Here is a 12,527-nt window from a genome sequence, read left to right as displayed (position 1 = left end):
AAAACGTCCACATCTTTACGGTCATATCAGATCGTGTTGCAAATGTACATTGATACGGAGTCTACTGTACCTGCTGGCGGATCTGATCAAGACGTTCTTCAAATTTTCGGCTCGTCGGGCTTTCACGTATCAATAAAGGTTCCTGAAATTAGGTATAGTAATGATGATGGCACTTCAGTTTTTGAAATGATCGATGAATATTTAGCGTTCGTCCAATATACACAGGAGATAACCTTCCCAACCGATGATTATTACACAGTCACATATTCTGAAATCAATAGGAATGCTGGTGTGATGAATATATCTCGTTCAGTTGACACGCCATTTCACATCGAAACGGCGATCGTTATAGATGGTAGCAACCCAATATCATCCACTCCGATTGGTCTTACCACGCCCATCTTTTTTGCTCGTGCCGGTAAACCATTGTCTGTTTCAGTTGCTTCGTATCAGACCGAGAGTGACGTGCAATTGTTCTACCGTTTAGTAGTTCCAAAAATGGGTTACAAAAGATTGGTAGACGATTATTCCCTGCCGGAAAATTGTACAATCAATCCATTTACGGGCTGTATTTCATGGGATGGAAAGTATAAGACCATGACAATCGTTGGCGACTTCATTCTTGCTGTCGAAATAGTTTCTTATCGCAAGGATAAAGTTATTGGAAGAATGGTGCGTGACTTCCAAGTGACGCTAACGGACGAAGCGTTACCGGCGGACATCAGCCTGGATTCGGAAGACGACAATGAAACAAACAATGTTTTTGAGACCGCACTTGGTCTCAACACCATTAGCGTGCTTGGTGAAAGTTTGAATGCCAAAGAGCTTACAGCGGAAGTGTATTCGGAACTTGGTGAATTAGTGTCAGTCGTTATTTCTAACGAAAACACAGGTTCAGTGAAACGACAGCTCGTTAATATTTCATTCGATGTCAACACTTCACTTCAGCGAGATGTCCCTTACCTTTTGAATGTGCGTCTAGGAGCGAAAGGAAACTATACCTTCTATCAGGACTATACGATATTGTTGAACACGATCAATCGCACCCTTGAGCTCCCTTCTGCGATTGATTCACTCAATAACCTCGTTGAAGAGCCAGAGGAATTTGTTCCCTACCCAAATCCAACAATAGATTTTGTAAACATAGAGCGGTCTGTCGATAAAGCGACTATCGAGGTGTGCGATGCTAAAGGCGCTTCGGTTGAAATCACAACTTCAACACGCGGGTTTAGCTTTTCGCCTTCGACACCACCAGGAACATACTATCTGCGAATGCGACGCAACAGTGGCGAGATTGTACGGTTTAGTATTTTGAAATATTAACCGAACAAATCTTGAAAAACGTCTACCAACTTGCCAAAAGGTTTTACAGCGATCTTAAACTTGCTTGAATCGAAGGCCTTCGTGTTAAACTTCGATATGTAGATTTCTTTAAAGCCGAGTTTCTCGGCTTCTGAAATCCTTTGCTCAACACGATTAACAGCACGAAGTTCTCCACCAAGGCCAACTTCTGCCGCAAAGCAAATCTTGTCGGAAATAGAAATTTCTTCCATCGACGAAATAATCGCGATGCAGATCGCAAGATCAATAGCCGGGTCTTCAATCTTCAGACCACCCGCCATGTTTAGGAATACATCTTGTGTACCCATGCGGAACCCACACCTTTTTTCAAGCACTGCCAATAGCATGTTCAATCGCTTTTGGTCAAAACCGGTAGGTGTACGCTGTGGTGTTCCGTATGATGCCGGACTGACCAACGCTTGAATTTCAATAAGTAAAGGTCTGTTGCCTTCAAGCGTAGCACCGATCGCCACACCGCTCAGTGAAGAATCTTTTTGCGTGATTAATATCTCTGATGGATTGGATACTTCTCTTAGTCCATTGCCAAGCATTTCGTAAATACCAATTTCGGCGGTCGATCCAAATCTATTTTTTGTCGTCCGAAGTATGCGATATGCTAAATGTTGATCACCTTCAAATTGAAGAACAGTGTCGACCATATGTTCAAGAACTTTTGGTCCGGCAATAAGTCCATCTTTGGTGATGTGACCGATAAGAAATACGGGCGTGTTGGTTTCCTTTGCAAACTTCATTAATTCCGCTGCACATTGTCGAACTTGTCCGACACTTCCTGCTGCAGATTCCATAAGGGGAGAAAACAGCGTTTGGATCGAATCGACCACAACTATGTCTGGCGCTAATGATTCGATCACTAAAAAAATGCTTTTTGTATTTGTCTCTGTGAGAATAAAAAATTGCTCAGAATCTAACCCAATTCTTTCTGCGCGCATTTTTATCTGTTGCTCACTTTCCTCGCCTGAAACATACAAGACTTTTTGTTTTTTTAACATTAAGCCAACTTGCAACATCAGTGTAGATTTACCAATGCCGGGTTCGCCGCCAATTAGCACGAGAGATCCTGGTACAATACCACTACCGAGTACGCGGTCAAGTTCCTGATCGCCGCTGAGGATTCTTTTTTCTGCCGAAGATTCAATTTCCTTTAACGTCTTTGCTTCAACAATTTTTTGACGACTTGCGGATTGGCGCCACTCGCTTTTGCTGGTATCCTCTTTGGTTACGATCTCTTCCGCGAATGTATTCCACGCGCTACATGATGGACATTTTCCGAGCCATTTGGCTGACTCATAACCACATTGCTGACAGAAGAATACGGATTTCGCTTTCGCCACGGATGCTTAGTTTTTAAGGAACGTAAAAGTGTGTAAGAAAATAAATAGAAGCAGAAGTTGGAAGTTTTTTTTCTCTGTATCTTTGTTTCCTACTACCCCAGTTTAAAAGTTATGAAAACCATTCTTGTTGGGCTGCTGCTCACCGTTGTACACTCATCAATTTTGTTTGCACAAAAATCGCCATCAAAATTTGGAGATATTCCGATGGACGATATTAAAATGACTACTTATGATCATGACTCCAGTGCCTCTGCCGTTATTCTCATGGATTTTGGCAAATGTTATATCACCGAAAACGCCGTGTCGCTCATTCTAAACTTCGAAAGACATTTCCGTATAAAAATCCTTAGCAACGACGCGCTGCATCCTGGCGGTCCCGCCGATATAGAAATACCATTGTTAAATATCGGGACAGATGAGGAGAAAGTTACTTCACTCAAGGCAGTGACTTACAATCTTGAAAATGGTGCGATTGTTGAAACAAAGCTTTCTAAGGATGGAATCTTTAAGCAAAAGTTTAACAAGAATATTTCCCTTCAAACATTTACGTTGCCGAATGTTAAGGTAGGCTCGGTTATCGAAGTGTCTTATACTGTGACCTCCGACTTCCTGTTCAATTTTCACAATTGGCAATTTCAATACAAAATTCCCGTACGCAGTAGCGAATATTGGGCATTGATTCCAGACGTACTCGTCGTCACAAAATACCAACAAGGCTACATTCCTATAACGGACTACGAAAGTAAACCACAGAATACTTCGACGTTTCAGGTTGAAGCACACCATTGGAAAGCGCAGCGCGTGCCAGCATTTAAGACGGAGCCTTTCATGACTTGTGAGAAAGATTATGTTACAAAGGTAAACTTCGCCGTTTCGCAAATCGTGCAACCAGGGCGGCCAATTGTAAACGTTATGAAGTCATGGGCATCACTTAATAATACGCTTGTTGATGAACCGCAATTTGGAAAGTTGATTACCGGTTCAGGTTTTCTAAAAAAGAAAGCGGAAGAATTGACAGCTGGTATGACTGACCCACTCGCCAAAGCAACAGCGATATACAATTATGTAAAGCAATCCATTGAATGGGACGGGTCAAAGGAAAAATATCCGGATAACTTAAAGGAAGTACTTGAGAATAAGAAAGGCTCGTCGGCGGATATAAATTTCATCTTAGCCTCGATGTTCGAGAAAGTAGGTATTCCGGTTGAGATGGTTTTACTCAGCACCCGAGACCACGGCTTTATCCGTCAGCAATATCCGATGGAGAGGCAATTGAATTATGTGATTTGCTCGACAAAGATAGCAGACAAGACAATGTTGATTGACGCCACAGATCGACTTTTGCCAATGGGAGTGCTACCAGAGCGCTGTTTAAACGGTGTCGGAATGTTAATATCGCGCGATAACCATGGTTGGATAACCATCGACACTAAAATAAAGGCGAAGACAACTATTAGTGCGGATTTAACAATTGACGAATCAGCATCCATAAAAGGAAAGCTTTCGTTCTTGTATGATGGCTATGACGCGCATGATGTGCGCCAAGAATATTTTGGAAAAGGTGAGCAGGATTTTGTAAAATCTTTTCTCAATAATCGATCATGGCTTTTCGAGAAAACGGAGTTCCAAAATGTAAATGATTTCAATACACCAGCTAAGCAAATACATGATGTTGTGATTAGTGAGCATGCAACAGTTACGGGTAACGTTATGTACGTCAATCCGTTCGTGACAAATCAATTGACAGACAATGTTTTTAAAGCGCAACAACGTGAATACCCTGTAGATTTTGGGTCGCCGCAAGAAGAGACGTACATGGCGAAAATCAATATTCCCGAAGGTTTTGTGTTAGATGAAATTCCGAAATCACGCGTCTTGATGTTACCAGGAAATGCCGCACGTTATACATATAACATAAGCGTAACAGGAAATGTAATTACCGCAGTGAGTATATTTCAGATTAACAAAAGCCTTTTTGTTCAGAGCGAATATGCCGATTTACGGGAGTTCTATAATCATGTCGTTGCAAAACAAGCCGAGCAAATTGTGTTGAAAAAGAAAATATAACGCCATGAGGATACAACAGTTTTTTCTAGCGGCGATAGTCATAAGTTCATTTTGTGCTTCTGCTGCCGAAGACCCAAAATATCCCTTAAATCAAATAGCGGAGGTATTGCTCAAAGACGCCGACGTTGTTTACCGGAAAGACCAGTCGACATTTACGATTTACGCAAAAAATCGTGCGACCGAACATGTTCATAAAGTTGTCACCATCCTGAATTCGAATGGCAAGCACCATGCATATGAAATCGTTGGATACGACAAACTGAGTAAAGTAACATCGTTTAAGGGTTATGTTTACGACGCAACAGGAAAACTCATTAACAAGTTAAAGACAAGTGACATTTATGATCAAAGCGCATTTGATGGTTTCAGCCTTTACAGTGATAACAGATTTAAAAGGGCCGACCTTTCTCAAGGCGTTTATCCATACACGGTGGAGTTCGAGTATGAACTAGACTACAAGTTTTTGTTTTTCATTCCAAACTTTTACGTTGCTGCCGCAGAGAAGACTTCCGTTCAGTATGCCAATTACACGTTAATTTTTCCAGATGAACTGCGGCCGCGATATAAGACGTTTAACGTCAACGACGCCCCAACGGAGTCGACAACGAAAGAAGGAATGAAATCGCTCGCATGGACTTTCAAAAATATATCATCAATAAGATACGAGCCGTATTCTGATCCTAGCGATATCATTCCGCGCATCATGGCGGCGCCGACACAATTTGATTTTGACGGCTACGCGGGTTCAATGGAAAGTTGGAATTCGTTTGGCAAATGGATTCATTCGCTTAACAAAGAAAGAGATGTGCTTCCCGAAGCGACCATTGCAAAAGTGAAGGAACTCACCGCAAATGCGAAAACAAAAGAGGAAAAAATTCAGATCCTCTATGAGTTTATGCAAAATCGAACGCGTTACGTCAGCATACAACTAGGCATCGGCGGTTTTCAACCTTTTGAAGCATCTGTCGTCGACAAAATGGGCTATGGAGATTGTAAGGCACTTTCTAATTATATGGTGGCAATGTTGAAACAGGTTGGCATCAATGCGAATTATACGCTCATCAGCGCCGGTGAATTTCCGCGAACCATGCAAGTGGATTTCCCAAGTTCGCAATTCAATCATGCGATTGTTGCTGTTCCTAACGGGGCCGATACAATTTGGTTGGAGTGCACAAGTCAGACTAATCCATTTGGTTACCAGGGCAAATTTACCGGAGATCGTAAAGCGTTAATGATCACAAATGAAGGAGCCGCAGTTGTGAATACACTCCGATACTCCGTTGACCAAAATGTTCAATCACGTCATGCTGTCGTTGAAGTTGATGCCGTCGGAAATGCTAAGGCACATGTGAAGACTATATACCAAGGATTGCAATATGAAAACAACCGCTTGTCGCACGTGCTTCACGAACAACACGATAAACAAAAAGATTGGCTTGAAGAGAATATAGAAATTCCTACATTCAATTTAAATGCCTTTACAATTTCAAATAGAAAGGCTAAGATTCCTGCCGCGGAGGTTAATATTGACCTCACATTAAATCGATACGCATCTGTTAGCGGAAAGCGACTCTTTCTTGTTCCTAATTTAATGAACAGATGGACTCACATTCCTGAAAAACTAGAATCAAGACAGACCGATATAGTTTGGCATCATTCCTTTATCGACGTCGATACGGTGGAATTCAAAGTTCCGGAGGGGATTTATCCAGAAAACCTACCATCAGCTGTAAAATTGAAGACGCGTTTCGGCGAATACGAAAGCAAGTATGAAATGTCCGCAGGACGATTGGTGTATACTAGAAAGCTCACCATGTATAAAGGGAAATATCCTGCGTCCTCCTACCAAGAGTTTGCAGATTTTCTGAAAGGCGTGAGTAAGGCAGATAATCTGAAAGTGCCTTTCCTCACGAAAACGTAGCGTTACTTGATAGGCGCGTCGGCCTCTTTTGCCATTACGTTATACACCAACTTGTCGGTTAACCCAGGAAGCCACTTGTTTAAAAACACTGTAAGCTTTCCTTGCGTAGTGAGCACAAGTGTACGTTTTCTTTTTACAGTTGCATTATAGATATGTTGAGCGCACTCCTCCGCGCTCATCATTTTTTCTTCCTGCCGTGGCGATTCTCCTTGCGCACTACCGTCTTTTGTTAAAGCACGCTTGCGAATATTAGAAGCCGTAAATCCAGGGCAGGCGGTGAGCACGTGAACATCCTGCTTTAAAAGTTCTGTTCGTAGCACTTCCAGGAATCCATTGAGCGCAAATTTTGACGCAGAATATCCGGTTCGTCCTGGAAGACCTCTAAACCCTGCAATGGAAGAAATGCCAACAACCGAACCCTTATTTTTTGTGATTTCAGGAAGACAAGCTTTCGTGGCGTATAGAACGCCGTAAAAGTTGATGTCCATTACTTTCTTCACCACATCAAGATCCGTTTCTGAAAAAAGGGCTCGCATCGAAATGCCAGCGTTGTTGATCAGCACATCTATTCTTCCATAGGCACGCATCGCTTCCGAAGCCATACGTTCATTGTCAGCAACCGAGGTCACGTCGGCTTGAATTCCAGTGATTGTTATTCCCTTGTTTGACAACTCATTAACCACAGCATTGAGGTCGGAACCATTTCGCCCAGTGATAATAATTTTTGATCCGCGTCTACCAAACACTTCGGCGAGCGCTTTTCCAATACCTGATGATCCGCCCGTAATGATTACGACTTTGCCTACCATAGTCTACCTGTTATTTGCAAGTGCCAAAAATACTAATTGTTAGTAACTTCGAAGCTTCAAAGTATTCGAATGCTATTTATACGACTTATATCACGTTTTCCTTTCTGGCTTTTGTACGGCATTTCAGATTTTCTTTTCGTACTCAGTTATTACGTCATTCGCTATCGGCGTAAATTAGTTCAGAAGAATTTACGCAATGCCTTTCCCGAAAAATCAAGTGATGAACTCGCGAAGATCGAAAAAGAATTTTTTCGAAATCTCTGTGATTACGCAGTTGAGACACTCAAGATTCTCACCATTAACAAGGAAGAACTCTCAAGACGCGTGATATTTACTAACCCCGGTTTGGTCTTGAGGTATCTAGAAGCCGGGCAATCTGTTATTCACTTAGCAAGTCATCAGTTTAATTGGGAGTTGTTACTTGCAAAAGGTTCCTATGTGTGGGGTCATCAAATGGATTTTGTATACCAACCTGTAAACAATAAATTTTTTAACGATTTGACTTTAAAAATTCGCACGCGTTTTGGTGGCTACGCGGTGCGCCGTGATGAGGTGGCGAGAGAAACAATTCGGAGAAAACAACTTACCAGAGGAATTTGCATTGTAGCGGATCAATATCCTGGACTCGGAAAGGACAAGCGTTACGCTGCAACCTTTATGAATCAAGAGACAGTATTTTTTTATGGATCGAATCAAATCGCGACGATGATGCAAATGCCTGTTTTTTTTCAGATTATTAAAAAAGTGAAACGTGGCCATTACGAAGTTACAGCCTTAGAATTGGCGCAGCCGCCTTACGCAAAGGAAAGTGAAATTGTGATCGAACGTTATATAAAGGCGGTTGAGACAGCAATTCATGAAGATCCCGCTGGCTGGCTATGGTCCCATAACCGTTGGAAAAAGAGACATATTAAGCACACTTAGGATATCACCCAATCTACGCGTTGACAATTCTTTCTTTTGTCGATAATATTATTGACATCAAAGAAATGCGTATGAAGAAGATTTTTGTGGCAATTACCATGTTGCTCTCTGCGTCGCTATCGGCTCAGTCATTGCAAAATATTCCCGTTAAGCCTTCGCTTTTTAACGAGGCAAGTTCTCCTATGCAAGAGCGCGATATGGCAATCTCTCCCGACGGCTCATTAATGTTCTACACCATTCAGGGCAACCAGCATTTGTACTCTGTGATTGTCTTCAAAAAACGCAACAAAGATCTCACATGGTCGTCGCCGGAGGTAGCATCTTTTTCAGGAAGGTATGGCGACCTCGAACCTGCGTTTACCAGTGATGGTAAAAAACTTTTTTTCTGTTCTAACCGGCCGTTGTCCAACAGTGGTGATCCGAAAGATTATGATATTTGGTATGTAGAAAAAAATGAACGTGGATGGAGTGAACCCGTGAACGCGGGCCCTGCGATCAATACTGCGGCCAATGAGTTTTATCCGGCAATCTCAAATTCAGGTAACTTATATTTCACGGCCGAGTACGAACATGGCGTTGGCAAAGAAGACATCTTCATGTCAGCGTATAAGAATGGTGAGTTTCAAAAAAGTATTCCATTAGATACTGCTGTTAATTCTAAGTTGTGGGAGTTCAATGCCTATGTGTCTCCAGATGAAACGACGATATTGTTTACAAGCTATGGGAGGAAGGGCGAGATGGGCGGTGGTGATATTTACATGTCTACCAAAGATGCGAGCGGAAAATGGAAATCTGCCAAGAGAGTAGCACTGATCAATTCCGTAAAATTGGATTATTGTCCCTTCGTTTCGTTTGACCAGCAAGTATTATTCTTCACAAGTGGTGGCCGCTACGAAATTCCAAAATCATTCGATAAACCAATTACTTATAAAGAACTTTTGTCGCTTACAAATGCCGCAGAAAATGGAAGTGAGAATATCTATTGGGTGAGCATGAAGGCCGTTCTCGAAAGCCTAAAATAATCACATCAACATTTGTTCAATGTCGTCGCGCGTGAGTTGTTTCATGAAGCTTTCCTCGGTTGTGATCAACTCTGTTGTGAGTCTAAGTTTTTTCTGCTGCAACATGAGAATCTTCTCTTCGACGGTGTTCCTCGTGATGAACTTGTATGTAAATACTTTCTTCTTCTGGCCAATACGATGCGCACGGTCTACAGCCTGTGCTTCGACTGCAGGATTCCACCATGGATCGAGAATGAATACATAATCGGCCTCCGTTAGGTTGAGACCAAGACCACCTGCCTTAATTGAAATGAGGAAGACTTTAATTTTTGTTTCCTTATTGAATCGTTCCACTTGTTCTTTCCGGTCGGTGCTTGAACCATCCAAGTAAGTGAACTCAATCTTGTTTGTTTTCAAATATTGACGGACAATCTCAAGATGCTTCACGAATTGACTAAAGATCAAAACCTTGTGACCTTCAGCGATCGCATTTTCAAGCATATGGGTAATATCCTCAAGCTTACCGGAATCGCCCGTGTAACCTTGCTCAACCATTCGCGGATGGTTTGCTAACTGCCTCAATTTTGTTAAACCCTCGAGGATCATGAAGCGACTGTTTCCAAGACCTTCAGACTCGATGAGTTTAAATATTTTTTCACGATAAAGAGTCTTAACCTCTTCATAACGTTTTTCTTGCTCCGCTGTCATCGTCGAGTATTGGATGTTCTCAACTTTTTCGGGCAACTCGGTTGCTACTTGAGATTTATGTCGACGAAGAATAAATGGTTTAATGGTCGCATGCAATTTTTTGGAGCGTCCTTCATCATTCTTTTTCTCGATCGGATTTTGATACTCATTTCGGAAATACGTCTGTGATCCCAAAATACCAGGATTGATAAACGACATCTGCGACCAAAGGTCGAGCGTCGTGTTTTCAATCGGCGTTCCGGTGAGTACCAGTTTATGTCTAGACTTTAGTTCGCGAACCGCTTTTGAAATATTCGACGTTGGATTTTTGATTACTTGTGATTCGTCTAGGATGATGTAATTGAAATAGAACTGCTGTAAGAGTTCAATATCTAATCGCGTGATCCCATAAGAAGTGAGAACGAGATCAAATTTTTCAAATCGCTTAATGTCCTTATTGCGAAGTGTGCCTGTGTAATTCAGAATTTTTAGATCAGGCGTAAATTTCCTAGCCTCCATCTCCCAATTGTAAATGAGTGATGTTGGCATCACCAATAATGATGTGCCTGCGCCCTCTTCTTTTTGTGCGAGCAGCATGGTAAGCGTTTGTACAGTCTTACCAAGACCCATGTCGTCTGCGAGACATCCCCCCAGCCGATACTCATGAAGAAAACGCAACCAATTGTATCCCGCTTTTTGGTATGGTCGAAGTTCACCATTAAAACCAACGGGCATATCATAATTTTTGATACCGCTAAAAGAACTCAGTGAACGCAACTTCTCACTAAGGTGCACTTTCGCGAGATTTCCCTCTTCAAGTTCTTTCACCAGATTAAGGTGATGCTTGCGCAATACTGGTTTTTCATGATCGCCTTCAGTTTCACTTAGGGCGAACAAGTCGGCATATTTCGTAAGCCATGCTTCGGGTATGATAGCGATTTCACCATTTGGAAGCTTGAACTCAACCTTTCGTTTTAGAATTAGTTTTCTGAGGTCTTTGAAAGGTATTTCGAATTCGCCAAACCGAATCTTCGCGTGAATGTCGAACCAATCAATATTTTCTTTGACCTCAACTTCAATAACAGCTTTTCCGACAAAGTATTTTTTATCGCGACTTTCTGGCTGACTTACTTCAAAACCAAGATTAAGAAGGTTCACGCGATTTTCATTCAACCAGGAGAAAGCCTCTGATTTCGGAATAGCCACACGGAATCCCTTTGTTGCTAAACCAAGTTTTTGCAGCGTGTGGAGGAAATTCTTTTCTAAGTCTGTTTTCCGAGTAACGCGATGGAAGATATATCCGTCACCTTGTTTCTCAAGCGTAACACTTACGGGTCCAATATTGTCTCCGCGAAATCTATGTTTACCATACTTGAAAGAAAGGTCGAACACAATCTTTCCAGATTCGTCGCTGGTGTCTTCTGGTGGCGCGCTATTGTCGAATAACGACGGGGCTGCGGTCGCCGTTGTTGTAGTATGTAATTCCGATAATGTCAATACCGGATGGGGATCGTACGCAGTTTTGTTGATTTCGAATCCGCTGGCTTCAACGTCATCGAATGACGCAATCAGTGGTGCGATAAATCTATTGTAATATGTCTCTTCAACGTTTTTAGGTATAACCACGAACTTTTTACCGAAGAATGGCAAAAGTTTCTTACCGTCAACGGCTTTTTCAAATCCGTAAAGTTTGCCATTAAGGACCATCCACGCGGGATGTTTACAAATCAAATAAGCTGATTCATTCGGCAGATCAAGTTTCTTCCCTTGATAAAAAAGCGTGGGATAATAATTGGTGTTTTCATCGGTGCGCATGAAATGGAATTGTATCGATGCGCGCTTTTCTAAAACTTCAATTTTTTTCCACGTTGGTTCTCCATCGTTACCCATTTCGAAAAGCTGCTTTCCCTTCATTTTATCAAGGATTTTGCAACGACGCTTTTCTAGGTAGTCGTCTATTTGCTCTTGCAACAACTCATTTCCTTTAGCCTTGTCGTAAATCTTTGAGAAGAACTCTTCCGGCTTCATGAATTTCGCAGAGAATTTTTTCACGACCGATTCCTGCTGCATAGAATCCATCAACTCAATCAATTCGAAATCACGATCGTCTAATCCTTTCGAGAATTCCCGCGCATTTTTTGAAGAAATGTTTTGATGTTGGTACGTGAGCTTTCCTTTATCGTCGAGGTGGACGATATACGATTCAAAAATGAATCCGAGATACTCGTGCTGATACAGCGAGTAAATGATCTGAAAAGGTTGTGAAGCAGAGACTTTCATCCTAAGAATCAGATTTTTACAGGAAACGTAATTCGAAAAATAGCTAGAAATCTGCTAAAAAATTATTGAAAAAATTAACAGAAGGTACATGAATCTTACAGATGCTATCTAAGCACGCAGAAACGCAGGTTTGCATGCGTCCAAA

The 12,527-nt window shown here is 41.9% G+C and carries 8 protein-coding genes; 5 read left to right on the top strand and 3 right to left on the bottom strand.

Annotated features, from left to right (window positions below):
• Positions 1–42: 42 nt before the first annotated feature.
• Positions 43–1,323 (top strand): T9SS type A sorting domain-containing protein, encoded by a 1,281-nt coding sequence (locus tag DQQ10_RS03355; RefSeq protein WP_165823782.1) that lies wholly within the window; start codon positions 43–45, stop codon positions 1,321–1,323.
• On the opposite strand, the gene radA is transcribed toward DQQ10_RS03355, so the two are convergent.
• Complete coding sequence (gene radA, locus DQQ10_RS03350) at positions 1,320–2,693, bottom strand: DNA repair protein RadA (RefSeq protein WP_112745362.1); 1,374 nt, start codon at positions 2,691–2,693, stop codon at positions 1,320–1,322. The genes DQQ10_RS03355 and radA overlap by 4 nt on opposite strands.
• Positions 2,694–2,804: 111 nt before the next feature.
• Between radA and DQQ10_RS03345 the strand changes: the two genes are divergently transcribed.
• Both DQQ10_RS03345 and DQQ10_RS03340 read left to right on the top strand, forming a co-directional pair.
• Positions 2,805–4,760, top strand: coding sequence for a transglutaminase domain-containing protein (locus DQQ10_RS03345; protein ID WP_112745361.1), 1,956 nt, complete (start codon positions 2,805–2,807; stop codon positions 4,758–4,760).
• A gap of 4 nt (positions 4,761–4,764) precedes the next feature.
• A complete protein-coding gene (locus DQQ10_RS03340) occupies positions 4,765–6,681 on the top strand; it encodes a DUF3857 domain-containing transglutaminase family protein (protein WP_112745360.1) in 1,917 nt (638 codons plus the stop codon).
• 2 nt (positions 6,682–6,683) lie between these two features.
• Here the strand turns inward: DQQ10_RS03340 and DQQ10_RS03335 are convergent, their stop codons facing one another.
• Positions 6,684–7,490 carry an SDR family oxidoreductase gene (locus tag DQQ10_RS03335; RefSeq protein WP_112745359.1) on the bottom strand — a complete coding sequence of 269 codons (807 nt, stop codon included), beginning with the start codon at positions 7,488–7,490 and terminating at the stop codon, positions 6,684–6,686.
• 69 nt (positions 7,491–7,559) lie between these two features.
• Here DQQ10_RS03335 and DQQ10_RS03330 point away from each other — a divergent pair, with 69 nt between their 5' ends.
• A complete protein-coding gene (locus DQQ10_RS03330) occupies positions 7,560–8,414 on the top strand; it encodes a lysophospholipid acyltransferase family protein (RefSeq protein ID WP_112745358.1) in 855 nt (284 codons plus the stop codon).
• 71 nt (positions 8,415–8,485) lie between these two features.
• The gene (locus DQQ10_RS03325; RefSeq protein WP_165823781.1) at positions 8,486–9,436 is read left to right on the top strand and encodes a TolB family protein; all 951 of its coding nucleotides are present in this window, start codon (positions 8,486–8,488) and stop codon (positions 9,434–9,436) included.
• Here the strand turns inward: DQQ10_RS03325 and DQQ10_RS03320 are convergent, their stop codons facing one another.
• Positions 9,437–12,382, bottom strand: coding sequence for a DEAD/DEAH box helicase (locus tag DQQ10_RS03320; protein WP_112745356.1), 2,946 nt, complete (start codon positions 12,380–12,382; stop codon positions 9,437–9,439).
• Between the last annotated feature and the right edge of the window lie 145 nt (positions 12,383–12,527).

The organism is Pseudochryseolinea flava (assembly GCF_003286915.1).
Lineage (GTDB): Bacteria > Bacteroidota > Bacteroidia > Cytophagales > Cyclobacteriaceae > Ohtaekwangia > Ohtaekwangia flava.
This window is presented reverse-complemented; position numbering and strand designations above follow the sequence as displayed.

Bases quoted from the DNA above. Each gene is read 5' to 3' on its own strand.
- DQQ10_RS03355 (WP_165823782.1), top strand. From the start codon at position 43: ATGTACATTGATACGGAGTCTACTGTACCTGCTGGCGGATCTGATCAA.
- DQQ10_RS03345 (WP_112745361.1), top strand. From the start codon at position 2,805: ATGAAAACCATTCTTGTTGGGCTGCTGCTCACCGTTGTACACTCATCA.
- DQQ10_RS03340 (WP_112745360.1), top strand. From the start codon at position 4,765: ATGAGGATACAACAGTTTTTTCTAGCGGCGATAGTCATAAGTTCATTT.
- DQQ10_RS03335 (WP_112745359.1), bottom strand. From the start codon at position 7,490: ATGGTAGGCAAAGTCGTAATCATTACGGGCGGATCATCAGGTATTGGA.
- DQQ10_RS03330 (WP_112745358.1), top strand. From the start codon at position 7,560: ATGCTATTTATACGACTTATATCACGTTTTCCTTTCTGGCTTTTGTAC.
- DQQ10_RS03325 (WP_165823781.1), top strand. From the start codon at position 8,486: ATGAAGAAGATTTTTGTGGCAATTACCATGTTGCTCTCTGCGTCGCTA.
- DQQ10_RS03320 (WP_112745356.1), bottom strand. From the start codon at position 12,382: ATGAAAGTCTCTGCTTCACAACCTTTTCAGATCATTTACTCGCTGTAT.